General features: G+C 38.4%; 27 protein-coding genes and 1 riboswitch. Of the genes, 23 read left to right on the top strand and 4 right to left on the bottom strand.

Annotated elements, in window-relative coordinates; genetic code table 11:
• The first annotated feature begins 24 nt into the window (after positions 1 to 24).
• The 9 genes from OXPF_RS00775 to mgtE all read left to right on the top strand — a co-directional run bounded on the left by OXPF_RS00775 (position 25) and on the right by mgtE (position 9,200).
• Positions 25 to 597, top strand: a complete 573-nt coding sequence (locus tag OXPF_RS00775; RefSeq protein WP_054873310.1) for a hypothetical protein — start codon at positions 25 to 27, stop codon at positions 595 to 597.
• 346 nt (positions 598 to 943) lie between these two features.
• The gene (locus OXPF_RS00780) at positions 944 to 3,067 is read left to right on the top strand and encodes a glutamine synthetase III family protein (RefSeq protein WP_054873334.1); all 2,124 of its coding nucleotides are present in this window, start codon (positions 944 to 946) and stop codon (positions 3,065 to 3,067) included.
• Between the two features lie 161 nt (positions 3,068 to 3,228).
• Positions 3,229 to 3,633 (top strand): HAD-IC family P-type ATPase, encoded by a 405-nt coding sequence (locus tag OXPF_RS00785; RefSeq protein ID WP_054873311.1) that lies wholly within the window; start codon positions 3,229 to 3,231, stop codon positions 3,631 to 3,633.
• Positions 3,611 to 3,937: a cation-translocating P-type ATPase gene (locus OXPF_RS00790; RefSeq protein ID WP_054873312.1), complete on the top strand. Its 327-nt coding sequence runs from the start codon at positions 3,611 to 3,613 to the stop codon at positions 3,935 to 3,937. The genes OXPF_RS00785 and OXPF_RS00790 overlap by 23 nt, the downstream gene beginning before the upstream one ends.
• Positions 3,909 to 4,148 (top strand): hypothetical protein, encoded by a 240-nt coding sequence (locus OXPF_RS00795; protein WP_054873313.1) that lies wholly within the window; start codon positions 3,909 to 3,911, stop codon positions 4,146 to 4,148. The genes OXPF_RS00790 and OXPF_RS00795 overlap by 29 nt, the downstream gene beginning before the upstream one ends.
• Positions 4,149 to 4,678: 530 nt before the next feature.
• The gene (locus OXPF_RS00800) at positions 4,679 to 5,263 is read left to right on the top strand and encodes a flavodoxin family protein (protein ID WP_242854283.1); all 585 of its coding nucleotides are present in this window, start codon (positions 4,679 to 4,681) and stop codon (positions 5,261 to 5,263) included.
• 391 nt (positions 5,264 to 5,654) lie between these two features.
• On the top strand, positions 5,655 to 5,822 hold the full coding sequence (locus tag OXPF_RS22760; RefSeq protein ID WP_054873314.1) for a hypothetical protein: 168 nt from the start codon (positions 5,655 to 5,657) through the stop codon (positions 5,820 to 5,822).
• Between the two features lie 18 nt (positions 5,823 to 5,840).
• Entirely contained in the window at positions 5,841 to 7,088 is a 1,248-nt protein-coding gene (locus tag OXPF_RS00810; RefSeq protein WP_054873315.1) for a BaiN/RdsA family NAD(P)/FAD-dependent oxidoreductase, read from the top strand.
• A 61-nt stretch (positions 7,089 to 7,149) separates the two neighbouring features.
• Positions 7,150 to 7,311, top strand: a riboswitch (M-box (ykoK) riboswitch).
• A 554-nt stretch (positions 7,312 to 7,865) separates the two neighbouring features.
• Entirely contained in the window at positions 7,866 to 9,200 is a 1,335-nt protein-coding gene (gene mgtE, locus OXPF_RS00815) for a magnesium transporter (protein WP_054873316.1), read from the top strand.
• Position 9,201: 1 nt separating this feature from the next.
• Here mgtE and OXPF_RS00820 read toward each other — a convergent pair whose 3' ends face one another.
• Both OXPF_RS00820 and OXPF_RS00825 read right to left on the bottom strand, forming a co-directional pair.
• Positions 9,202 to 10,401, bottom strand: coding sequence for an alanyl-tRNA editing protein (locus tag OXPF_RS00820; RefSeq protein ID WP_054873317.1), 1,200 nt, complete (start codon positions 10,399 to 10,401; stop codon positions 9,202 to 9,204).
• 48 nt (positions 10,402 to 10,449) lie between these two features.
• Positions 10,450 to 10,815 carry a YkvA family protein gene (locus tag OXPF_RS00825; protein WP_054873318.1) on the bottom strand — a complete coding sequence of 122 codons (366 nt, stop codon included), beginning with the start codon at positions 10,813 to 10,815 and terminating at the stop codon, positions 10,450 to 10,452.
• A gap of 450 nt (positions 10,816 to 11,265) precedes the next feature.
• On the opposite strand from OXPF_RS00825, the gene OXPF_RS00830 reads away from it, so the two are divergent.
• From OXPF_RS00830 to OXPF_RS00875, 10 genes are all read left to right on the top strand, one after another.
• Positions 11,266 to 11,574: a hypothetical protein gene (locus OXPF_RS00830; RefSeq protein WP_054873319.1), complete on the top strand. Its 309-nt coding sequence runs from the start codon at positions 11,266 to 11,268 to the stop codon at positions 11,572 to 11,574.
• Between the two features lie 21 nt (positions 11,575 to 11,595).
• Positions 11,596 to 12,642, top strand: coding sequence for a V-type ATPase subunit (locus OXPF_RS00835; protein WP_054873320.1), 1,047 nt, complete (start codon positions 11,596 to 11,598; stop codon positions 12,640 to 12,642).
• 15 nt (positions 12,643 to 12,657) lie between these two features.
• Positions 12,658 to 14,706, top strand: coding sequence for a V-type ATP synthase subunit I (locus OXPF_RS00840; RefSeq protein WP_054873321.1), 2,049 nt, complete (start codon positions 12,658 to 12,660; stop codon positions 14,704 to 14,706).
• Positions 14,706 to 15,128, top strand: coding sequence for an ATP synthase subunit C (locus OXPF_RS00845; protein WP_054873322.1), 423 nt, complete (start codon positions 14,706 to 14,708; stop codon positions 15,126 to 15,128). Before OXPF_RS00840 ends, OXPF_RS00845 begins: the two co-directional genes overlap by 1 nt.
• Positions 15,128 to 15,436 (top strand): V-type ATP synthase subunit F, encoded by a 309-nt coding sequence (locus OXPF_RS00850; protein WP_054873323.1) that lies wholly within the window; start codon positions 15,128 to 15,130, stop codon positions 15,434 to 15,436. The genes OXPF_RS00845 and OXPF_RS00850 overlap by 1 nt, the downstream gene beginning before the upstream one ends.
• A 10-nt stretch (positions 15,437 to 15,446) precedes the next feature.
• A complete protein-coding gene (locus OXPF_RS00855) occupies positions 15,447 to 16,064 on the top strand; it encodes a V-type ATP synthase subunit E (RefSeq protein WP_054873324.1) in 618 nt (205 codons plus the stop codon).
• A gap of 252 nt (positions 16,065 to 16,316) precedes the next feature.
• Positions 16,317 to 18,086, top strand: coding sequence for a V-type ATP synthase subunit A (locus tag OXPF_RS00860; protein WP_054873325.1), 1,770 nt, complete (start codon positions 16,317 to 16,319; stop codon positions 18,084 to 18,086).
• 15 nt (positions 18,087 to 18,101) lie between these two features.
• Positions 18,102 to 19,472, top strand: coding sequence for a V-type ATP synthase subunit B (locus OXPF_RS00865; protein ID WP_054873326.1), 1,371 nt, complete (start codon positions 18,102 to 18,104; stop codon positions 19,470 to 19,472).
• A 4-nt stretch (positions 19,473 to 19,476) separates the two neighbouring features.
• On the top strand, positions 19,477 to 20,100 hold the full coding sequence (locus OXPF_RS00870; RefSeq protein ID WP_054873327.1) for a V-type ATP synthase subunit D: 624 nt from the start codon (positions 19,477 to 19,479) through the stop codon (positions 20,098 to 20,100).
• Positions 20,101 to 20,160: 60 nt separating this feature from the next.
• Entirely contained in the window at positions 20,161 to 20,856 is a 696-nt protein-coding gene (locus OXPF_RS00875) for a hypothetical protein (protein ID WP_054873328.1), read from the top strand.
• A 114-nt stretch (positions 20,857 to 20,970) separates the two neighbouring features.
• Here OXPF_RS00875 and OXPF_RS00880 read toward each other — a convergent pair whose 3' ends face one another.
• A complete protein-coding gene (locus OXPF_RS00880; protein ID WP_054873329.1) occupies positions 20,971 to 22,128 on the bottom strand; it encodes an aminotransferase class V-fold PLP-dependent enzyme in 1,158 nt (385 codons plus the stop codon).
• 366 nt (positions 22,129 to 22,494) lie between these two features.
• On the opposite strand from OXPF_RS00880, the gene OXPF_RS00885 reads away from it, so the two are divergent.
• The 3 genes from OXPF_RS00885 to OXPF_RS00895 all read left to right on the top strand — a co-directional run bounded on the left by OXPF_RS00885 (position 22,495) and on the right by OXPF_RS00895 (position 24,707).
• The gene (locus tag OXPF_RS00885) at positions 22,495 to 23,124 is read left to right on the top strand and encodes a hypothetical protein (protein WP_054873330.1); all 630 of its coding nucleotides are present in this window, start codon (positions 22,495 to 22,497) and stop codon (positions 23,122 to 23,124) included.
• Positions 23,125 to 23,169: 45 nt separating this feature from the next.
• Positions 23,170 to 24,129, top strand: coding sequence for a polysaccharide deacetylase family protein (locus OXPF_RS00890; protein ID WP_054873331.1), 960 nt, complete (start codon positions 23,170 to 23,172; stop codon positions 24,127 to 24,129).
• Positions 24,130 to 24,206: 77 nt separating this feature from the next.
• Entirely contained in the window at positions 24,207 to 24,707 is a 501-nt protein-coding gene (locus tag OXPF_RS00895) for a GAF domain-containing protein (RefSeq protein ID WP_054873332.1), read from the top strand.
• A gap of 302 nt (positions 24,708 to 25,009) precedes the next feature.
• Here the strand turns inward: OXPF_RS00895 and OXPF_RS22240 are convergent, their stop codons facing one another.
• Entirely contained in the window at positions 25,010 to 25,165 is a 156-nt protein-coding gene (locus tag OXPF_RS22240) for a hypothetical protein (protein WP_160317119.1), read from the bottom strand.
• A gap of 212 nt (positions 25,166 to 25,377) precedes the next feature.
• On the opposite strand from OXPF_RS22240, the gene OXPF_RS00900 reads away from it, so the two are divergent.
• Positions 25,378 to 25,589, top strand: a 212-nt coding sequence (locus OXPF_RS00900; protein WP_152967667.1) for a DNRLRE domain-containing protein, incomplete at its 3' end; no start/stop codon positions are given.

A 25,589-nucleotide genomic window follows, 5' to 3' on the forward strand; every position in this document is an offset into this window, starting at 1 on the left:
ATTTATTGAAGAGGTGAAGGCATTATGCGTGGTAAAAAAATCATCAGCTATTTATTAGTGCTTATCATAGGGGTATCTATCGGGTTGGCGGTTGGATTGTTTTTTAATCGCAATCAACAAGATGATTCTCTATATAATTCTATGAATAATGAACTAAAAAACGCAATGCCGGATACAATGGGAAATGAATCTGTCAACAATGAGATAATTACCCTGCTGACAGATATGCACAAAAATAACGATTATCTGTATTTGCATAAGGCATTTTTCACAAATGAAAACAATACCAGCACCTTTATCTATCCGTCAAAGACTGTGGACGATGATATGTTTGGACGGATTACATCATTGTTTAATGAATATGAATGGCGAGCCAATCGGACGTTATCAAGTTTTAATGCAAGTGATTTTGACATGTTCATTGAGATTTATTCTACTGACAAGGCACAAGTTCTTACGCTGTACAGAGGATATAATATCCTATGCTATAAAGATGAGGATAACGAAATTACCGCTTATTATTCATATGTTTTTTCGGAAGGAGATAATAACGCAGATTTGGCTGTGCGGCTTCTTAATGACTTCATTGATAAATGAAATAAGACGCTAGAGAGGGTTAATTACTGTGGATTTTCTCTACGGCGACGGTGTCGGTTTTCAATTTGTTGTACTGTTTAAGAAAAGTTACATAGGAACAGTGTCTTAAGGGGTGCATGAGTACAAGGCTGCATTTACCATGTCAACTTAGTGGTTTCTAAAAAACTAGAAAATTATTTAGATTATTACTTGTAAACAGTTTGGTTATATGATAAAATACATACATTAAATATGAAGCGTTAATTATTTAGAGAGCAAAGGCGTTCTTTAAATTAATTTTAATTAATTTAAGGGGCGCCTTGTCTTTTTTTGTAAAACTATAATTTAGGAGGAGTTTAAGATGGTAATGAAGAAAAACTGTAGCTCAGATGGGAATATAACCACTCTATTTGGTTCAAATGTATTCAATGATGCAGTTATGAAGGAAAGGCTTCCTAAAAGCACATATAAAGCTTTAAAGAAGACTATTGATGAGGGTGCGCCATTAGACCCATCCATAGCTGACATTGTAGCTAATGCCATGAAAGATTGGGCAATTGAAAAAGGAGCTACACATTTTACTCATTGGTTCCAGCCAATGACAGGTGTAACTGCTGAAAAGCATGATTCCTTTATTTCGCCGACTCCTGACGGAAAAGTAATTATGGAGTTCTCAGGCAAGGAATTGATAAAAGGCGAGCCTGATGCATCATCCTTCCCTTCAGGCGGATTAAGAGCAACATTTGAAGCAAGAGGATATACGGCATGGGATTGTACCTCACCGGCATTCTTGAAAGAAGATGCAGCAGGTGTGACACTGTTCATCCCAACAGCTTTCTGCTCATATACCGGAGAAGCATTGGACCAGAAGACTCCTTTACTGCGGTCAATGGAAGCGTTGTCAAAGCAGGCCATAAGGATTTTAAGGCTTTTCGGAAACACTACTGCAAAGACTGTAATAAGCACTGTAGGTCCTGAACAGGAATACTTCCTCATAGATAAAGCTTTCTATGAAAAGAGAAAAGACCTTGTATTGACGGGAAGAACATTGTTTGGTTCAAAACCTCCTAAGGGTCAGGAACTTGAAGATCATTATTTCGGAAGCATAAAAGAAAGAATTTCAGAATATATGAAAGAGCTTGATACTGAGCTGTGGAAATTAGGCGTTACTGCTAAAACAAAACACAACGAAGTCGCTCCCGCACAGTATGAACTTGCTCCCATATTTGCAACTACAAACGTTGCAACAGACCACAACCAGCTGACAATGGATTTAATGAGGAAGATAGCTGCAAGGCACGGGCTTACTTGCCTTCTTCATGAAAAACCATTTGCCGGCGTTAACGGTTCAGGCAAACACAACAACTGGTCAATAGCTGCGGATGACGGAGACAACTTGTTATCCCCGGGTTCAACACCTCACGATAATACAAGGTTCCTTTTATTCCTCTGTGCCGTTATTAAAGCAGTTGATGAATATGCAGAATTGTTAAGGGTATCTGCGGCCAATCCTGGAAATGACCACCGTCTAGGCGCTAACGAAGCACCGCCGGCTATCATATCCATGTTCCTTGGCGACCAGCTCACTGATATAATGGATCAGCTTTCAAACGGCGGAGCCACAAGCTCAAAGGAAGGCGGAATCCTTGAAATAGGAGTATCAACTTTGCCTCCTCTTCCAAAGGATTCAACTGACAGAAACAGAACGTCACCATTTGCATTCACCGGCAACAAGTTTGAGTTCAGAATGGTTGCTTCATCTGCATCCATAGCTTTACCAAACATAGTGCTGAATACAATTGTCGCTGAAGTATTGAGCCAGATTGCTGACAGATTGGAAGGAGCAGCGGATTTCAACGGTGAAATCAAGAAGATATTGAAAGAAGTTGCAGTTAACAATAAGAGAATAATATTCAACGGCAACGGTTATTCCGATGAATGGGTAGCTGAAGCTGAAAAAAGAGGACTTCCAAATATCAAGTCAACTGTTGCTGCTATATCTGCTTTAATCAGTGAAAAGGCCAAGATATTTGAAAAACACGGCGTATTAAGCCATAAAGAGCTTGAATCCAGATATGAAATAGCCCTCGAAGGATATATCAAACAAATAAACATCGAAGCTTTAACAATGCTGGATATGGCAAAACGCCAGATTCTTCCTGCATCCATTGATTACAGCACTGTTCTTGCATCAAACATCAACACAATCAAGAAGGCACTGCCGGCTGCTGATGTAAGTGCACAGGAAGGCTTGTTGAAAGAGCTTACAGATACAATTGGTTCCTTCAATAAATATATTGCAGTTCTTGAGAAAACTGTTGAAGAAGCACAGGAATTGGAAGGCGACACATTAAAAGCTGCCAAGTTCTACAGAGATGGCGTATTCAAGGATATGGGTGTCTTAAGGACTTACGGTGACAAGCTTGAAACAATTGTTGATTCAAAATTGTGGCCGCTTCCGACTTACTCAGATATGTTATTCTTATTTTAAAGAATAGTCTTATAATTGAAAAATCCTCCAAACTAAGTTGGGGACATACCTTCAGGTGTGTCCCCTTTCCCTTTTCACCACTTAAATGAGTGGTATTGCTGTTTTAAGGGGCACTTCCATGTGCAGCCGGGCTTGCCACACCGACAGCTATAAGCGCATCTATGGGAAATGCGGCTAAAAGGGGTATACTGATAAAGGGCGGAAACCACTTAGAAAAAATAGGCCAGACTGTGCTCTTCGTGGCACGGGGCAAGAAGCTTATAGGCTTGATAGGTATAAAGGACAGGGTAAGAAAGGGAAGCTATGGGGCAATAAGAAACTTAAGGCACAAAGGTATAGATGATATCGCTCTTATTACCGGAGATTGCACCGAGGTAGGGGAACTGGTTAAAAATGAGCTGGGCCTTGACAGCCTCTATGCCAATATTCTGCCAAAAGGAAAAGTAAGAATAGTTGAAAACTATCAGGAGCAGGGAAAGATGGTCACCATGGTAGGAGAAGGAATAAATGATTCCCCGGCTCTTGCCACAGCCGATATAGGTATTGCCATGGGTACCGGCGGCTGATGCTGCGATAGAATCCGCCGATATAGTCTTAGCCGGCGATGACCCAGAGAAGATTGTCGCCTTGATTGAACTTAGCAATTACACCATGGAAATAGTAAAACAGAATTTTATTTTTGCAGTGGGTATTAATGCTTTGGGATTGATTTTAGGCGCAGGGAAGATCATTTCTCCTTTGTCTGCAGCAATTTTGCATAATCTCAGTACCTTTGGCGTAGTTGTCAACTCTTCAAGGCTGCTGAATTACTCAACAGGCAAAAAGAGAGGGAGAAAGGCAAATGTCAAAGATAAGCGAACTGGAAGATAAAATGAAGGCCTGTATGGCACAGGCCAAGGAATGTGTTGATTTAAGCATAAGCATAATCCAGGAGGATAAAGAAGCCAAACGCTATATATATAAGCACTGGAGCAATTTTTTATATCACTTTCTGGATTATATTAAATTAAAGGAAAAGGAATCGGGCCAGGAAATACTCAAAGGTGTTTTCATGACAAAACTTATAAAATACTTCAGGTAATGGAATAAATTATACCGAAGATATTTATAAAAATAAGCGCTTTTAATAGCGCTTATTTTTATAAAGAATTTTAATTGATGTACTTATACCAGGCTGTATTTTATATATATTTTAAGAGATGGGAAATCGATATGACTATTAAAAAACCCTTAAGTGTATGGTGTTGGGTTAAGCCGGCGGTTTTTGATTACGTTGCTTTGACATGTGACCAGTAACTTGGATTTTGGACCCTTCTGCTTATTCCATTCTCCCATGCAGTGCATTGGGCTTTATTTGGAGCTATTGTTGACAGGAATATTATGGAAGAATTATAATGATTTTATTAAGCAATCTGATTACCAGCATAGCATGTATCCCTCCTTGGGCTGTCCTTTAGACAGTATAGTTTTTATCTTGTCGATATCTCATCTTGACGTTCAGCCACAACATCACCATTAGAATGACTTACTGCGTTACCGGCATGCGATTATTAAAAAGTCCACAGTGTTAAACAAAGTATAAGTAAAAAATCTTAAGAAAGGAACATATTGATGTTAAATACATCATACAAGAAAGATATGAAAAAAATTATTGCTCTCAACGGAAGTCCTCATCAACATGGCTGCACCGCTGCATTAATGAATGAAGTTATCAATTCTTTAGTAAAACAGGGTGCAGATGTCAAGACCTATCATATAAGTAAAATGGACATCAAATATTGCCAGGGCTGCGGCGGGTGCACGAAACATGGCAAGTGCGTACTACAGGATGATATGCAGGTTTTATATGATGAAATTGCATCAGCTGATATTCTCATACTTGCAACACCTGTTTATTTTTGGCAGATGACTGCGCAGCTAAAGACAGTGATCGACCGCTGCCAGCCCTTCGGGAGACCCAACAGCACGATAAAACTTGAACACGGTAAAAAAGCATTGATTATCGCTACACAAGGAAGACCGGATGAGACTGCTTTTATCCCTTATTTTGAACATGCAGCAAAAAGTTTATCTTTACTGGGTTTTGATTTTGTTGAACTGCTTATTGCAGGCGGTACACATGAGCCAGAAGATGTGCTTAATCAAAATAAAGTACTTCATCGGGCAAAAAAACTGAGTGTTTGGGTAACCGAATAAATAGCATTAAATGAAATTTAATGCTAGGCATATAAGTTTTAACGTATATAACATAGGTGTTTACCCCAGTTTTACCCTTGATACTTTGGTAGAATCGCTAGTATTGTCTTGATAATTTTTCTGAAGGCTCTCAAATACTGATATAATTTGTGTTTTCTGCCATTATTTCATTAAAGCACATTATAATGATAGGTTCTTCGGAAGTTATAAATTCACTGTAATAAGAAATACAAACGCAGGGCCAATAATTTCAGGTAATTGTTGGCCCTTTAATATTGATACATATTACAAAGTTCATTCTCTACAGATGTGTTTTTTTCAGTATACAGACAATACTAATTAATATATAATCAAAATATCGTAATTTTGTTAATATTAGGGGATTATGTCTATGAAGGATATTGTAAACAGCAACTGCAGCAAATGCAGAGAGTATTTTAAAGAGGAATGCATCGAAACAACCGGGGGCTGCATATGTAAAAACTGCCCCAGGAACTTGGGAAAATGCATTATCACAAAATGGTGTTCAGAAACGGAATCAGCCATATTTATGGAATAATAGTTGGGAGTATTTAAAATGTCAGCACTTCAAAACAATAACATTTTAATAATAGGCGGCGGAGCCTCGGGGATGATAGCGGCCATTGCGGCAAAAAGGGCAGGGGCTTTTGTCACCATTTTAGAGAGAAACCAGCGGGTTGGACGTAAGATACTGGCAACGGGCAACGGCAGGTGCAATCTTACCAATACATATATAGATGTTGATAGATATCACGGAAAGCATCCTGAATTTGTATACGGACCGCTAAATTCCTTTGATTATGACGCCACCATAGATTTCTTTGAAAAACTGGGTATAGCTCACATAGTAGAAGATGAGGGAAAGGTGTTCCCCATGTCCCTGCAGGCTTCCAGCGTTTTGGACGTATTGAGATATGAGCTGGAGGATTTGGGCGTAAATGTGGTATGCGAAGCTGAAGCTGCTGACATAAAAAAGAAGGATGTCTTTACCGTGACATTAAAGGACGGCAGAGTTTTTAAAGGAGATAAGGTTATAATTGCGGCAGGAGGCAAGGCCAGCCCGGATTTGGGATCTAACGGCAGCGGGTACATACTGGCGGAGAAGTTAGGCCACAAAATAGTAAATCCTTTTCCGGCACTGGTGCAATTGAAGCTCTCATCAAAATATTTAAAGCAGCTTAGCGGTATAAAATTTGAGGGAGCTGCAGAAATTCTGGTTAAGGATAAAGTAATAAGAAGAGAAGAAGGAGAGATACTTTTTACCGAATACGGCATATCCGGGCCTCCTGTTTTACAGCTTAGCAGAGTTGCGGCAGAAAATCTTTTAAAAAATGATAAAGTATATATAAAAGTCGCAATAATAAAGGATATGACAAAGGAAGCTTTAGATGGAATCCTTTTAAAAAGATTTCAGGATGGCAGCAACAAACCACTATCTTTTAACTTTGTAGGATTTTTAAATAAAAAATTAGTGCCTGTAATATTAAAAGAAGCCGGCATTGATGATATAAACAAACCGGCAGGCAGCGTGAGCTCCCAGGAAAGAAAAAAGCTTGCTTCAATTCTCACCGACTGGAGATTTGAAGTGACAGGCACAAATCCCTGGCATTCCGCCCAGGTAACTGCAGGCGGCGTAGATGTCTGTGGTATTGATAATAAGACTATGGAATCTAAAATAGTTCCCGGCCTTTATTTTGCAGGGGAGGTTGTGGATATTGATGGTGACTGCGGAGGCTATAACCTTCAGTGGGCGTGGTCCTCAGGATATGTGGCAGGGATGAATGCAGCCAATGTTAAATTTTGATTAATCAATATAAAACGTTGACATTTATGAGTGTGGAGCATAGAATAATAATGAAAATTCAATAAAACCTCGGTAGGTGAGGTTACTACAGGGATAAGGGCTGCTGCCGTAAAAGGATGGAGACATTCTTAACTGGTGAGCAGGTTTAGCCGAACAAAGAAGGCTTAACTTAATGCAGCTTCATGGCCTTGCAGAGCCAAAACTTGAACGGGAAATGGTGATTTTGCCTTTGTCATGTTCAAGTTTGACGAAGGCTTTTTAAATTTAAGCCGGGTTATCTAAAACTTAAATTATAAAAATATATTTTATCCGGAGGTGATAAGAATGGAGTCTGGCAGTAGTAGCATGGACAGCAGCGATGAGCTTATGCATATGAGAGTAAACAGAATATTCATTTTGTCAGGCTTCATTCTTATGGAATAAAACTGACACTTCTCTTTCTCTTATATGCTTTTCTTTTATAGCAAGCCTGTGTTATTTTTCTGTTTTTAATATTATGTATGAAAAATTTTAATTAAAAATTGAAATAAATGCTTAAAAATTGGTTAAAAGCTATATGTATTAACCTTGATTTGTTGTTACCTTTTTGAGGTATACGTCAGCATTATATTTAAGTCCTGAATGCAGGCTTAAAAAGGGGTATTCCTTATTTATAAAGGAGGTGGTAGTTATGGATTCTGACCCTGAAACATGTAATTTTGTCAAAAAAGTAAATAATATTATAAGAGCCATAACTGCCTGCCCGGCAGCAAGGCTCTGCTGAAGGAGGGCTTTTAAATGAAAGAACTTATTTTAAGACTTATAGAAGAAGGCAAATATGTAAAAGCAAGAAAAGAAATCATAGATATGAACGTAGTTGATATAGCCCAGTTTTTTGAGGAATTAGACAAACAAAAGCTGCTGGTTATGTTTCGCATACTTCCGAAAGAGATTGCATCAGGTGTATTTTCATATATATCCAACGATCTTCAAAGGTATATAATCGAATCCATAACGGATAAAGAAATTAATAATATAATAGATGAGCTGTTTTTAGATGACGCAGTGGACTTTTTGGAGGAGATGCCTTCAAATGTTGTAAAGAAAGTGTTGAAAAACACCGATGAAAATACCAGAAAGCTAATTAATCAGTTCTTAAGCTATCCCGAGGATTCTGCCGGAAGTATAATGACCATAGAATATGTGGATTTGAAAAAAGAGATGACGGTACGCCAGTCCATAGAGCATATAAAAGAAACGGGAATAGATAAAGAAACCATTGATACATTATACGTCACAAATGAAAACAGAAAACTCGAAGGAGTTATATCCATAAGAAAGCTTATTTTAAGCGATGACGAAAAAAAGGTCAAGGATATAATGAAGACTGACATTATTTATATAAGCACCCATGATGATCAGGAAAAGATCGCATTACTGTTTAAAAAATACGACTTTACCTCCATGCCTGTAGTGGATAATGAGTGCAGGCTGGTTGGGATAGTTACAATAGATGACGTTGTGGATATTATAGAGCAGGAGAACACCGAGGACATTCAGAAAATGGCGGCTATGCAGCCTTCAGAACAGGAGTATTTGAAAACAAAGGTTATAACACTTGCAAAGCACAGGATAGTCTGGCTTTTGATACTCATGATTTCTGCAACTTTTACAGGGAAAATTATAATGAGATTTGAGCATGTATTACAGTCGGTAGTGATCCTTGCATCATTTATTCCCATGCTTATGGATACGGGAGGCAATGCAGGTTCTCAATCCTCTACCCTGGTAATAAGGGGATTGGCATTAGGGGAAGTAAAATTTAAGGATGTTTTCAGAGTTCTGTTAAAAGAACTTCAGGTCAGCCTTCTTGTGGGAATCACTTTGTCTGCAGTAAATTTTATAAGAATATATTATTTTGAAAAGATTGATTTATTGATAGCAATAACCGTTTGCATAAGCCTGTTTTTTACAGTCATACTGGCGAAACTGGTAGGCGGGACGCTTCCCATAATTGCGCAAAAATTGAAAGTTGACCCCGCCATAATGGCAAGTCCACTAATTACAACCATAGTGGATGCCGTAGCTTTGACCTTGTTTTTTACAATAGCCACTCATCTTTTAGGCATATAAATTATTTTATATGCCTATTTTTTAATATGAGGTAAGCGCTCTGAAGGGCGCTTTCCAAATTGCTTATATCCGTACCTCCACCCTGGGCGGATTTTGGGCTGCCGCCCCCTTTTCCGTTTATGAGGGGAAGTACTTCTTTAAACAAGTCATTCATGCTTATATTCAAATCCTCGGACCTTGCAAATATCATCTGGGCATTTTGGGATTTCAGGCCTAAAAGGGCAATGGAATGGGGGAGTTTTATTATTTTGCCTGACAGTGATACAAGTTCTTTAAACTCTCTATTTTCATACATTTGCTTAATTATTTTTACCTTGCCTAAAATTTCAGCATTGTTATATAATTCAGCCGCCTCATAGCTTAATAATTTGTCCTTGAAATTTTTTATATCCTTATTTGCGCCATGTAAATCTGCAACAGCTTTTTTTACGTTTTCCAAAACTTCTGTATCTTTTGAGGAAAGAAGCTTGGAAATCTCATTTACATAGCTATTTTTCCACCGATAATCTTTTATTGCCCTGTTTCCGCACAAAAATTCCACTCTTATTGAATCCTTGTATTTTTCCCATCTTCTTATTTTAATGAGGCCAATTTCTCCTGTAAAAGCTGGATGGGTGCCGCCGCAGGGAGAAAAGTCAAAATCGCTGACTTCAACTATTCTTATATTCTCTTCCACGCTGGGCTGCTTTCTCAGATTGAAGCTTTCAAGCTCATGTATTTCGGGATAATGCAGCTTTACGGGCAAGTTTCTCTGTATGATTTCATTTGCTGCATCTTCCGCCTTAACTGCATCCTCATCCTTTAATTCATCGATGGAAATGTCCACGCTTACGTATTCCTCTCCTAAATGAAATCCTGCCGTTGCGCCATCCAATATTTTAAGGAATGCAGCAGATAATATATGCTGCCCGCAATGCTGCTGCATATGGTCGAAGCGCCTTTCCCAATCTATTGAACATTGCACATCCTTTAAAGTTTCAGGCTTCCTATCCACCTGATGATAGATTATATCATTTTCCTCATATACATAGCTAACCTTTAATTCGCCGATAAGTCCGGCATCCGAAGGCTGCCCCCCTCCCTCGGGATAAAATGCCGTCCTGTCAAGAATTACAAAAAATTGTCCATTTTGTTCTATAACATCAGTTATATTAGCAGTAAAATTGCTTGTATAGGGGTGGTTAAGATAAATTTTTTCCATATATTTTCATCTCCTTAAGATAAATGGGGTATTACAGCAAAAGCCCTGCTATATAAATGCTTTTACTATTAAAGCTATAATAATTACCCATATTAGTATGACAGGTATTGAATAATACCATTTTTTAGGTTTTCCTTTTTCCCAAAGCCCGTTAGATTCAATACGGCACTGTTCCATGACTTCTTTTGGGACCATCTTTAGTATAAGAGCAATCAATAAAGGCAGTATTATTATGTCATCAAGATATCCCAGGACGGGTATAAAATCAGGAATCAAATCAATGGGAGATAATGCATACCCTATTGTTAAAGCAGCCAGTATCTTTGCCTGCCATGGAGTTTCTTTTTTACTGAGGGCTATAAAAACAGCAGGAAGGTCCTTCTTTAATCCATTTAATATTTCATTAATTTTCATGCTTTGCTCCTGTTTGTTTCTTATATATATAATAACATTTTATAACTCAACAATAATGATAACATAAAAAAGCATAATCGTCATTTGTAACTGTTATATAACAGAAGTGCAAAAAAAAGCAAAATAGTTATATGGTTTTTCGAATGAATATGGCGAAAAATCAGAATATTTAATATAATAAAAAATACTGGAATATCAAGGTTTTTTAATAAATAAATCAAATTTTTCATATTATCCGTTATTAAATTTAATTATTATAATGTCCGTAAATAATTGACGTAATAAGTACTAATACCTGCAAACCATTATACTAATCTCATTAAACAGACTCAAATCGAATTTTAAGAGTATTAATTATTGTTTATTACTGTTGTTATTATATAACAGCAGTATTACAATGAGTATATATTTTAGTTGATTATTATTTTATTCTGAAGGAAGGCGCAATTAATGGAAGATATCATAAAAATGGTTATGTCTATTGATAAAAAGGCAAGTGATATAATGAAACACACGGAAGAAAGCCTTGAAGTCAAAGAAAAAGATATAAAAGATAAAATTGAATCCATGAGGAAAGAAATCATGGACAAGACCAAGAATGAAGCTAAGGTTCTTTGTGACGATATAATAAAAGAAGCAGAGCTGGAGGCTTTAAAAATAAAGGAAAAATCAAAACAGGAATGCAATACCTTGGAAGCTAAGTTTCTTAAATTGAGAGAAAAACTGGAGGACCAGCTGTTTTCCCGTATCTTCGGTTAATGTAATGAGGGAGGGACAGTTATGGACAATGTAACAAGGTATGCTGCAATAAACACTAAAACAAGAGCTATGACAGGCTCTTTTTTAAAGGACAGGGATTATGAAAACCTGCTTAATAAAAAGAACGTTACCGAAGTTGCTGCATATCTTAAACAAAACTCACATTACAAGGATGTAATGAAAGATATAGATTTGGGCGATGTTCACAGAGGCAGGCTGGAAACCGTTATAAAAGCAAATCAGATAAAGAACATGAAAAAGCTTAATCATTTCTTCATAGACGGTTACAGGGAGTTTTACAAATCCCTCTTTATGAGATATGAAATTGAGGACCTGAAAAGCATTTTGAGAGGGATAAAAACCCATAGTGAAAGCCTGGAAAACAACGCACCAAACATAAACTTAGGACTTTACAGCAATGTAAATGTTCAGGCCTTGCTGGAATCAAAAAACACCCGCGATTTTATCAACAATCTTAAAGGCACAATTTACTACGATTATCTCCGCCCCCTCTTACAGGGCAATAATGAAATTAATCTTTTCAACGCAGGAATGACTCTTGATACGGCATATTTTGATGTCTCCTTTAAAAGCCTTGAGCTTTTGACAAAGGAAGACCGGATGGCAGTGGAGAATATCTATGGAGTAATGGCAGACCTTTTAAATATTCAAACCATTTACAGGGGACTTAAATTTTATAATCTTCCTCCTGAAGAACTGTTCAACTACACCATTTATTTCGGAAAGGTGTTTAACAGAAATCATATCAAGGAGTTATGCTATGCAAAGAGCTTAGAGGAATTTCAGAAAAAGGTGCATTCGTCCAAGTATAATTTTCTATTTGACCATGATAATAACCGGGATATTTTTATGGAACGCAGGATTTTAAGATATCAGTATTATAATTTAAAATCCCAAAACAAAAAAAGTTCCATGGATATCTCCAGAGTAATGATTTATACCATGCTTCTGGAGATGGAAATAAGAGATATAATATCTGTCATTGAAAGTGTCAGGTATGGAATGCCTCTCGATGAAGGTAAAAAATTTTTGATTAGAAAGCTTTAGTTTGGGGGTGATTGTTTGTCCGTTGAAAAAATGGAAATGATGAATTTAATCGGTTATATAGAGGATCTTGACAAGGTTTCCATGGAAATAGTGCGCCATGGGGGAGTCCATATAGTAAATGCCATGAGTGAAATAAACCAGAACAATTTTACTATAATGACTCCGGAGCAAGACACAAATGCCTTAAAGGAGCTTTATTTTATAAAGCCCTATAAAGAAAACACGGAATTTTCTTACTTTAAGGAAAAGTTAGACGAGCTCCTTTCTATATTTAAAATTGATAAAGTCATCAAATACAAGTATATAAATTCCAATGCTCCTATAAACGGCATATTAAAACAGGTGGAGGATATCCACAAAGAGGTTATGGAGCATTATATAAAACGGGTAAAACTATACGACGAGCAAAAGAGAATACAGGAATTCCGGGAAAATATTGATCACATTAAGTCACTGAAAATTGATTTCGATGTATTGAAAAGCCTTAATTTTTTCAGCTTTAAAATAGGGAAATTATCTAAGGAAAGCTACGAAAAAATCAAGGATAACATCGAAAACGTATCTGCTATTATTTACGATATCAATTCCGTGCCAGGGTACCAGGTGATTATTTCACTTACACCGAGGGACCTCGAGGATGAAACGGATAAAATACTGAAATCCTTAAATTATGAAGAGCTTCCCATTCCTTACGATATAGGAGGGACGCCTCAGGAGATGCTAAGGCTCCTGGACGAAAAAATACAGGAGAATAAAGAAAAAATCGCAGTTATTGAAGATACAATAATAGACCTTAAAATGAAATATGCTAACTTTTTGGATGAATGTTACAGCAAAATGAGGCTTTATACGGCAGTGCAGCAGATAAACAATGAAGTTGCCTGCACCGATGACTTTTTTTACATGGCGGGATGGGTTCCGGTCAGTGAGAAAAAGAATCTTCAAAAAAGGCTGGCTTTTTTCGAAGATAAGCTATTGCTGGTCTTCAAGGATAAATCCGAAGTAAGCAAAAGTATAACTCCTCCTACAAAACTAAAAAACAACTGGCTGGTTCGGCCCTTTGAAGCCTTGGTTCGGATGTACGGAACACCCTCCTATGACGAAATGGACCCCACCTCCTTCGTAGCAATAAGCTACATGATTATGTTCGGGGCTATGTTTGGCGATATAGGACAGGGATTTTTATTCTTTTTGGCAGGAATTATACTGCAGGCTAAATTCAGAAGGCCTAATTTAGGGGGCATATTATCCAGGGTAGGCTTTGCTTCAATGATATTCGGAACTCTTTTCGGCAGTATATTCGGAGATGAGGAGATAATTAAGCCGCTGTTGTTTCACCCCTTGGAAAATATAAATACCATACTTTTAGGCGGAGTGGCATTAGGAATCATATTCACAACGGTAGGCTTCATATACAGCCTTATTAATGCATTAAAGAGGCGGGACTTAGAAGACGGGGTATTCGGAAAAGACGGTTTTGTCGGGCTTTTGTTCTACTGGATAACCATTTTAACGGCTGTCAATATTTATTCAAAAGGCGATACTTCAGTTCCATTGTTTTCTATAATATTGATGCTTTGCGTACTGCTTTTATTGATGGTATTCAAACAGCCTATTGCCAACCTTTTAAGCGGGCACAGGCCGCTGTACCACGAACCCATGCAGGATTATTATATCGAAAGCGGCTTTGGAGTGGTGGAAACACTTTTAAGCATGCTGAGTAACACCATTTCCTTTATAAGGGTAGGAGCCTTTGCCTTAAACCATGTAGGTCTCTTTGTGGCTTTTGCTACAATAGCGGATATGATGCACGACAATACGGCAAGCATGGCGGTAATGATACTTGGAAATATAGTAATCATGGCTCTTGAAGGCCTGATAGTATTCATTCAGGGCTTGAGGCTTGAATATTATGAGCTCTTCAGTAAATATTACGACGGCAGCGGAATAGAATACAGTCCCGCAAGGCTTATGTATAAAAGAAATGCGGTGGATTTGGACTTTTCAAGAAAAATAAATTATGAATCTAATTCAGTAAACACACATATTTTGGAGGTAATATAATGTATATTATTTTGTTATTAATGATTTTTATCGTTTTGGCCACTATAAGCACAGGAATCGTCATAAGGTTTAAAGAAGAAAGACCTATAAAAGCCAAGGGAAAGACTTTAATTAAGGCAAATTTATCTCTCTTCATACCCATACTGGCAGCAGCCGTTATATTCTTAATTCCTGAAGCAGCCCACGCCGCCGAAGGTGAAGCGGCAAGCCCCTCGGGTTTAGGCTTTATTGCAGCCGCATTATCCACCGGTCTTGCAACCATAGGCACAGGCTATGCGGTAGGTTCCGTTGGCTCCTCTGCTTTAGGTGCCGTGTCGGAAGATCCTAAAATATTGGGTAAAACTCTTATATTTGTAGGTCTTGCGGAAGGTATAGCCATATACGGACTTATAGTTTCCATCATGATACTCGGGAGATTATGATGAAAGCCTATTTGTTGAGCGATAATATTGATACTCAGGTGGGCATGAGGCTTGTTGGCATTAAAGGAAGCATAATCCATGGGAGAGAAGAAGTCTTAAAGGAATTAAACAGAGTCTTAAATGAAAAGGATATAGGTATTATTTTAATCACGGAAAAGCTTTCCGCACTGATAAATGACGAGATTAAAAAGATAAAGCTTAACACCAGAACCCCTTTGATAGTTGAAATACCTGACAGGCACGGTACAAAGAGGGCAAAGGATTCTATTACAAGGCATGTGAAGGAATCCATAGGCCTTAAGATTTGAGGTGATTCTTATGACGACTGTGGAAGACAAATTAAAATTGTTTGCTAAAATCATATTTGAAAAAGTGGAAAAGGAATCCGCACTAAGAGTGACGGAATCGACAAAAGAATACGATTTAAAACTTGAACAAGAAAAACAGAATATTTTAAAGGAATCGGATATGCTCATAACCCAGTTAAAAAAGAGAGCTGAAACCAAGAAGAATCAGATAATCAGCAAGGCTAACATCGAAATGCAGCATGAGCTTTTAAAAAAGCGAAAAGAGCTCTATGACCGGGTGGTGGAGGACATAAAAATACTGGCCGATAAATTTACTAAGTCAGCCGAATATCCGGATTTTCTTGAAAAATCCATAAAAAACTGCCTATCACAAATAGATGCAGAGGAGATTACCATTGTTTTCAGCCAATACGATCTGGAAAATAATATGGACTTGATAAATAAGGCAGTAAAGCGATACAAAAATTTAGGAATGACAGCAGTCATAGAAGCAACCAACAAGGCAATTATAGGAGGCTGCATCTGCGAGGATAGAAGCAGGACAAAAAGGGTGGATTGTTCCATGCTGTCCATAATTGAAGATAACAGAACAGTTATCGGAAAAGCGCTGGTTGATAATTTAAATTAGTTGTAATTGGGGATATACCTCTGGCTACCGAGGGGAATTTAAGCTGGGGACATTTTCCCCGACTACCCTAGATTATTATTCAAAAAGAGGGGAAGTGCCCCTTAAGTTGGGGACATACCTCTAACTACATAAGGGGAATACTCAAAAAGAAGAGGTGTGTCCACTTTTAAGTTGGGGACATTTTCCCCGACTACCCTAGATTCATTATTCAAAAAGAGGGGAAGTGTCCCCTTACATTAGGCGGTGATTTAAATGGAAGAAGTAATAGGCGTAGTATCATATATAAACGGGCCGGTAATAAAGGCTAAAAACATGTCGGCTTTTAAAATGAGAGAAATGGTCATGGTAGGGAAAAATAAGCTCATAGGCGAGATAATTTCCCTAGACGGAGACGATGCAACAGTCCAGGTCTATGAAGAGACCAGCGGCCTTAAGGTGGGAGAAGAGATTGTTTCAACCTTAAAGCCTTTGTCCTTGAAGTTAGGACCCGGTATAATAGGCAGTATTTTTGACGGTATAGAGAGACCCTTGGAAAAAATCAACGGAATAATGGAAGGCTTTATTCCCGAAGGAATAGGCCTTATTTCTATAGACACTGAAAAGCTTTGGGAAGTAACCTTGAATATAAAAAAAGGAGACTTTTTAATGCAGGGAATGATTTATGGAGAGGTAAATGAGACTCCCTTAGTCATTCACAGATTAATGGTGCCTCCAGGTGTTTCAGGAACGGTTATGGATTTAAAAGAAAAAGGAAAATACAATATTGAAACCCCCCTCGTAAAATTGGAAACAGGTATGGGGGAGACAGTTGAATTAAAAATGTATCAGGAATGGCCTGTAAGAAGCCCTCGTCCCATACAATCAAGAAAGCCCATAGAAAAGCCCCTTATAACAGGACAAAGGGTTTTAGATACCTTCTTTCCCTTGGCAAAGGGAGGAACGGCAGCCATACCCGGAGGCTTCGGAACAGGAAAAACCATGACGCAGCATCAGCTGGCAAAATGGTCCGATGCCGATATAATAGTATACATCGGCTGCGGAGAGCGCGGAAACGAAATGACAGAAGTTCTTGAAGACTTCCCGAAACTGGTGGATCCAAAATCGGGGCGGCCTTTAATGGACAGGACTGTTTTAATTGCAAACACTTCCAACATGCCTGTTGCGGCAAGGGAAGCATCCATTTATACCGGCATCACCATAGCCGAATATTACAGGGATATGGGATACCATGTGGCTATAATGGCAGATTCCACATCAAGATGGGCGGAAGCCTTAAGGGAAATTTCAGGAAGGCTGGAAGAAATGCCGGCGGAAGAAGGATACCCTGCCTATCTTCCCTCTAGATTGGCGGAATTCTACGAGAGAGCAGGTTATGTAACCAATTTAAACGGCCTGGAAGGCTCCGTAACCATTATAGGTGCCGTATCGCCGGCCGGAGGAGACTTTTCTGAACCTGTCACCGAAAACACAAAGAGGTTTGTAAGCTCCTTTTTAGGCTTGGATAAAAAACTTGCTTATGCCAGGCATTATCCCGCCATTAACTGGCTATCAAGCTACAGCGGGTATATAACCATATTATCTGACTGGTACGGCGAAAATATTGCTCCTGATATGCTGGAGCTCCGGGCCAAAATGCTAAAAATACTCTTTGAAGAAAACAAGCTTCAGGAGATAGTGAAGCTTGTGGGCGAAGATGTTCTGCCGGATGATCAGAGGCTTATACTTGAAATATCCAAGATTTTAAAGGTAGGATTTTTACAGCAAAATGCCTTTCATAAGGATGATACCTACGTACCCCTTATGAAGCAATATCTAATGCTTAAAACCATTGACCTTCTTTATGAAAGAGGAAATGGAGCTGTAAAATTAGGCGTACCTATTTCGGTAGTTAAAAACGACAGCTTATACAGCGATATTATAAAGATTAAATACAGCATACCCAATGACCAACTGGATATGTTTGACGGTGTTTCAAGGCAGATAAAGGATTTCTACGACAGTCTTGAATCACAATATTCTTAGGAGAAGGTGACTTAAATGAAAAGCGAATATTTGCTTTTGGATAAAGTTGAGGGACCTCTTATAGTATTGTCGGGAGTTAAAAATGCGGCATATGATGAAATAGTAGAGATAAACACCAACGGTAAAAAGAGAAAAGGAAAGGTAGTCCAGCTTCATGATGATAAGGTAATTATACAGGTATTTGAAAATACCACGGGTATTTCAACTCATAATTCCAGCGTCAATTTTACCGGAAGGCTTCTTGAAATTCCCTTGTCCAAGGATATACTGGGGAGGATATTCAACGGTATAGGAGAGCCCATGGACAATGCAGGAGAAATTTTCAGCGAAAAATACTATAACATAAACGGAAGGCCCATAAATCCCGTAGCAAGGCAATACCCCAGAAATTATATACAGACAGGAATTTCTTCCATTGACAGCTTAACCACTTTAATAAGGGGTCAAAAGCTTCCCATTTTTTCAGGAAACGGTATGCCCCACAATGAGCTGGCAGCTCAGATTATAAGGCAGGCAAAGCTTTCTGAGGATTCAAACGAGGAATTTGCCATAGTCTTTGCCGCCATGGGCGTAAAGCATGACGATGCAGACTTCTTTATAAATAGCTTTGAACAGGCAGGGGTATTAAATAAGGTGGCAATGTATATAAATTTAGCCGACGCTCCCATAGTTGAGAGGATATCAACTCCACGCTGTGCATTGACGGCAGCGGAATATTTAGCCTTTGAGCTTAACATGCATATACTGGTTATCATGACGGATATGACAAGCTACTGCGAAGCCTTAAGGGAATTGTCCTCCTCCAGGGAGGAAGTTCCAAGCAGGAAGGGCTATCCCGGATACCTTTATTCCGACCTCGCCAGCCTTTATGAAAGGGCAGGTATGATGAAGGGGAAAAAAGGCTCCATCACACAAATCCCCATACTGACCATGCCCAGCGATGATATAACCCATCCGGTGCCCGACTTAACAGGCTATATAACCGAAGGGCAGATAGTTTTGAGCCGTGATATATTCCAGAAAAATATTTATCCGCCTATAAATGTCCTGCCTTCATTGTCAAGGCTTATGAAGGATGGAATAGGAGAAGGCTATACGAGGGAAGATCATGCGGAGCTTGCCAATCAGGTTTTTTCCGCTTATTCCCACGTTCAGGACGTGGTATCCTTGGCTCAGGTAATAGGCGAAGATGAATTATCCGAAACGGATAAAAAATATATGGAATTCGGCCGGCAATTTGAAGAGAAATTTGTAAAGCAGGCCTTTGATGAAAATCGCAATATTTTTGAAACACTGGATTTGGCATGGGAAATCCTTTCCATACTTCCTAAAGAGGAACTGGATCGCTTAAGCCCTGAAATGATTGAAAAATACTTTAAGGGGTGATTAAATGGCTGTTAATATTGCTCCTACAAAATCAAATCTAATGAGCGCCAATTCTTCCCTGGAGTTTTCAAAAAAAGGCTTTGAGCTTTTAGATAAAAAAAGAAATGTGCTTATACGTGAAATGATGGGATTAATAGGAAGAGCTAAGGATATACAGGACAGGATAAACTCCACCTTCACTGAGGCCTATGAAGCCTTGGAAGTTGCCAACATGACAGAGGGCATAAGCACCGTGGAGAGCATAGCCATGTCCGTTGATGAAACAGAGGATTATGAGGTTCTTTTAAGAAGCGTAATGGGAGTGGAAATACCCTCAATAAAATTTGACAAGGAAAACCCCCAGCCCTCCTATAGTTTTTACAGAACCAACAACGCATTGGATATTGCCGTCATAAAATTTCATGAAGTGAAATATTTGATATATGAGCTGGCGGAAGTTGAGAATTCGGTATACAGGCTGGCCATGGAAGTAAAAAAGACGCAAAAAAGGACTAATGCATTGCAGAATATTCAAATCCCCAAATTCATGGAGATTGTCAAATATATACAGGATGTACTGGAAGAGAAAGAAAGGGAGGATTTCTTCAGATTAAAGATGGTTAAAAAGAAGAGCGCCCGGAAAAAATGATGTAACATGCTGTCTATATTTGCATACTCTGTAATAGGAAGACTAAGGGGGTGAAATTTAATGAGATTGGATGATTATTTAGTAAACAGCATGGCAAATAACGGGAACGTCCAGCAAGCAGGAGCTGCAGGTTCAAACTGCTGTACCACAAATAATGATGTTCTCGGTGCTAATATAGGGGGCCTAGGCGCTGATTGCTGCCCTACAAACGGTAATGGAAATGGTGTTTTAGGTGTCAGTGCCGGTAACGGAGTAAGAACCATAGAGGTTCCCGAGGTTTTGGGAATCGGAGACGGCAGGGCATTTGTAGAGGTTTGCATACCCGTTGTTCCGCCGGGATTTTCTATATTATTCGACCTCATAGAAAGAAGACTTGTTTTTGACGCATTAGTTGCTGCAAGAGGCAAGGTTTTTATAAATGGAAGGCTTATAAAGAAAATACCCTTTGAGGTATGTGACAGATCTGTTATACCCACAAGCGGCAATATTTCAAGAATAACCTTGAGTAATTTAAGGGCTATTACTGTAGAAGTGCCCTTTGCAATGTGCATAGATTTGCCTGAATCAATAAGGGGAGCAAGAGTTGTCGTATTAAATACCAACGTAGATTCAGTTGAATTACCTAACCTTCGATGCCCTGAACTGGCATGTATAAGGTCCATCGTTGAAAAAGACTGTATAGATGTACAGGTAAAGGTTGAAAGAGACGTAATAATAAACGTGCCTACCACCGGCACCGGCAACGGAACGTTTTAACCAGGTTGGGGACACTTTAGTTTAAGGAAAGGGGACACTTCTAAAGAAATGTCCCCAACTTAGGTCCCCTTACCTCTATAAAAAATGGAAAGCCTTCGGCCTTCCATTTTTAGTTTACCGCTCTTTTTCTATTTCCTTCATTGCGTTAACGGTGTATCCGATATCTTCCATGGTATTGAAATAGCCTATGCTGAATCTTACAGACCCTAAAGGGTAGGTTCCGATGGTCCTATGACCGTAAGGGGTGCAGTGAAGCCCAGACCTTACCATTATCCCATATTTGTTGTCAAGATTAAAGGCTATGTCCGATGGGTCCATGTCCTTTATGTTCACCGCCAGAGTGTTGGTCTGCTTGTTATAATCCATAGGACCGTATATGCACATGCCCTCAATTTCCGATAAACCTTCATAAAGAGCCTTTAAAAGCATGTTTTCATGCTTTCTTATGTTGTCCATGCCAATGTTAAAAATAAATTCAATACCTGCCTTCAAGCCCGCAATTCCTGCGGTGTTTAATGTTCCGCTCTCGAATTTATCCGGAAGGAAATCCGGCTGCGTATCTATATGGGAACGGCTTCCGGTGCCTCCCGAAAATATGGGAGATGTAGTTTCGTTTGCCCGTTCATTAATTATAAATCCTCCTGTGCCCTGAGGGCCTAACAAGCCTTTGTGTCCTGTAAAAGCCAGGATGTCTATATTGCATTTTTTCATATCTATATCAATAGTTCCTGCTGTCTGGGCGCTGTCAACTATAAAGTATAAATCATATTTTGTGCATATATGTCCCACCTCTTCAATAGGAAGAATGGTACCGGTAAGATTTGAAGCGTGAGTCATAACAACAGCTTTTGTATCTTTTATTATGGCTTCTTCAATATCTTTAACATCCAAAGTGCCGTCAGCTTTACAATTTACTATGCTGAGGGATATAAGCCCCATGTCTTCAAGGGAGCGGAGAGGGCGAATGACGCTGTTGTGCTCCATGGAGGTTGTGATTATATGCCAGCCTTTTTTAAACATGCCCCTCATAGCCATGTTCAAAGAAGCTGTTATATTTTGAGTAAAAACTACATTGTCGGGTCCCGGTCCCTTAAATAAACTGTTTATGAGCCTTCTGGTTTCCAATACAAGTCTTCCGGATTGCAGTGAAAGCTCATAACCTCCACGGCCGGGATTTGCGCCTGAATTTGTCATGAAATCCACCATGGAATCCACCACGGAGGAAGGCTTGGGATATGTAGTTGCCGCATTATCCAAATAAACTTTTTTCAAGGACTGTTCCTCCACTAAATTTAAAAATGAAAGTTTATAACTTCTATTATATTATACTGTTTTACATATAAAAAATAAACATTCAGGTATTTTGACATTTATGTCAGATTATAGAGATAATTGACCGAATAGGGAAACTATGGTATTATTTATGATAGAATTAATAATAAGTTTATATAAATTTAAAAAAATATTAAAATATTTACTACTGTGTTTTGTAGCAGAAGGCCATTGACCATCTGCCTATTTTCTATTTATTTCATCAAAAAAATATGTTAATATAAGAATTATGGAAAAATGTGCAAGAGCTGATAATATAGGCTGCATGCGGGTAATTTCAATAATTTTGATTAAGGGAGTGTTATTGTGAAGGAAAAGAAATCTTTGCTTGAAAAGTTTGGACTTGTCGAAAAAGTAGAAGTACAGGATACCCCCGATATAAAGGAAGAAGATCAGGAACTTATGGCAGCAGTGGAGAAGATGAAATTGGTCAAGGAACAACAGAGCACAGCAAGGACTACGGTTATATCTCAATCCCAGGGAGAAAATGAAGACCCGACAAATGCAATGAAAAGTAAAAAGCTTTACAGGGCGGAAGATATATATAAAAGCTACAACATCAAAACTCAGGGAATTAATTCCTTATTTATAATAGAAAGCTTTTTAAAAGCATTGCCGGATTATCTTCCTATAGATGTTAAAAGAGAATCCATGCTAAATATCGTTATGTCCTCAGGTGTGAGCGTAGAGAGCCTTATGGCGGACGGTAATGATAAATTAAGATGCATGAAGGAGTTTTCTGAGTCCTTTACCAGAGATACTAACGATACCGTATTGAGCTGTGAAAACGAAATAAGAAAACTGAATGAAAAGATAAGCAATTATAAAAAAGCAATAGATGCCATGAAAAAGCTCCAGGAAGAACAAGGAGCAATAGTAAGATACGAAACCGAGAGAATAAACAACATATTGCATTTTATGAACCCTAATCTATAATTGGACAAGTTATTGGCAATTTGTGCGGCACAGAGGTGAGATTTCATGTACAAATACAGGCTTACAAGGCGAGGAAAGATTGTCTTTACAGTCCTGGCTGTCATTATATTCTCAGCCACCAGCGCGCTGGCTATGGGAATGATGAATAATTCAGCGGATAATAAAATTACGGAAAACAAACCTATAAATACATACAGCACATCAGGAGATTCTAAAGAAATTTTTGTCAGTGATGAAACCTCCGGCAAAACAAGTACCAAAGTTTTTGCTAATATTTCGGATGCCGATTTAGAATATGGCACAAATGTGGATAACAGCGGCCAATTGGTTAATTTTATAAATGCGGATGCCGCACAGGCAGCGGAAATAGAAGATGATATATTAAGGATAGACGTGGAAAATGCTCTTTTAAATGACGGAAAGAAGGTAGTCTTTCTGACCTTTGATGACGGGCCGTCAAACAATATCACTCCTCAGATTCTTAAAATTTTGGATGAATATGATGTTCATGCTACTTTTTTTGTATTGGGCTTCCTTGGTGTTAAAAACACAGAGGTTTTAAAGGGCATCAAAGATGCGGGACATGCTATTGGCGTTCATACGTATTCACATAATTACAAAAAGGTGTATGCAGACGAAAAAAGCTTCAGAGATGAAGTTGATATGTCAGAGGATGTTTTAAAGGAAGTGCTGGGAGAAGACTTTAAAACCAGATTGTTCAGATTTCCCGGCGGCTCTTTCGAGCCAAAGAAAAAAACCTTTATGAAAGTACTGGATGAATATGGATATGTTTCTATCGACTGGAATACCATAACGGGAGACGGAGAATCCTCCTCCATAGGACCTCAGAGACAATTGCAAAGGCTTATTGATACATCAGAGAACAGAGAGGATATAATAATCCTCATGCATGATTCAGCTACAAAGCAGACAACGGCAGATGCACTGCCCGGAATTATAGAATACCTTAAATCAAAGGATTATGAATTTGCCATCCTTAAATAAAATTCTTAAATACATTGTAGTAAATCCATAAATGCTATATTATTGAATGAAGAGAACAATGTATCGGAGGAATTCATATGCATGGAAATGATAAAATAGAAGCTTCAGATAAAAATTCATTTTATAGGGAGCTTCTTTTACAATTTGAGGGATTAATGTCAGATGAAAAGGACTGGCTGGCGTCTCTTTCCAATACTTCTGCCCTTCTTTACCAAAACCTTCCACATGTAAACTGGGCAGGTTTTTATTTATACAAGGAAGGAATGCTTGTCTTAGGGCCTTTCCAGGGGAAAGTTGCCTGTACCAGAATAGAAATGGGAAAAGGCGTCTGTGGTACCGCCGCAAGGGAAAAAGAAACCTGCAGGGTATTGGATGTTCATAAATTTCCCGGCCATATAGCCTGTGACAGCGCTTCAAACTCAGAAATCGTAGTGCCTATAATAAAAAATGATGCAGTTGTGGGGGTACTGGACATAGACAGCCCAAGTCTGGAAAGATTTGATGAAACAGACCAACTCTATCTTGAAAATATAGTAAAAAAGCTGGAAGAATACATAGACTGGTCAAAGATAAGCTAATCTTACAAAGGGCATAAGCATATGGAAAAGTATACCGTTGCTTTAAGATATATAGGACGATACTTGACTTTACCTTCTATGATAAAATAAATCACAAAAGGTAGTTAGAATAAGCTAGCTACCTTTTGTGATTTATTTTACACCTTAACTTGATAAAAGTTCAAGTGAGAGGAGGAAATTTTCATGTATGAACACAGATTCAATTGCCTTATGTGTATGATGCCTTGGAGCCTAACATTGATGCCCTCACCACCAATTGTGGTTGGCGTCATTTTTATGAAGTCTGATCTAAAAGATGTTGCCTATATTCCATTAATCCTGTTCCGCATGCAGGATCTCTCATCAATACCCAGTCTTCCCCAGCCTAGAAGCTTTGAATAAAAATCCGACAACTCTTTTGCGTCCTCACAATCCAGCACGATGGTTCTAAGCTTTATTTTGATATTGCTTTTATCCATTCTTTTCACCTTTTTGTTTATATCTGCATTTTGTCATAATAAAAAATATAGTCAACATGTCCAAATTTTTTTATTCGATTTATATTTAATCATCATTGTAGAAAATTGTATATATTAATCAACGAAGTATACAAGTTAGCATATAGATAAAGTGAATAGTGACTATATGTGCTATTATATGACAGTTAGTTTTATGTAAAGGAGGAAACTGAATGCCAATTATCTCTATCACACCTACTGATGATGTTTATATAGCAGAATATTTTCCTACCAGCAATTTCGCCAGCGTACCTGTATTATTTATCGGTGAATATTTGCAATTCGATGGCCTTCCAGATGCTTACAGAAGCCTTCTGAAATTTGATTTAACCGGAGCTATACCTCCTGGCAATACTCTAATCAGCGCGACATTAAATCTTTATGT

This window comes from Oxobacter pfennigii (genome assembly GCF_001317355.1).
In the GTDB taxonomy this organism is placed as follows: domain Bacteria; phylum Bacillota; class Clostridia; order Clostridiales; family Oxobacteraceae; genus Oxobacter; species Oxobacter pfennigii.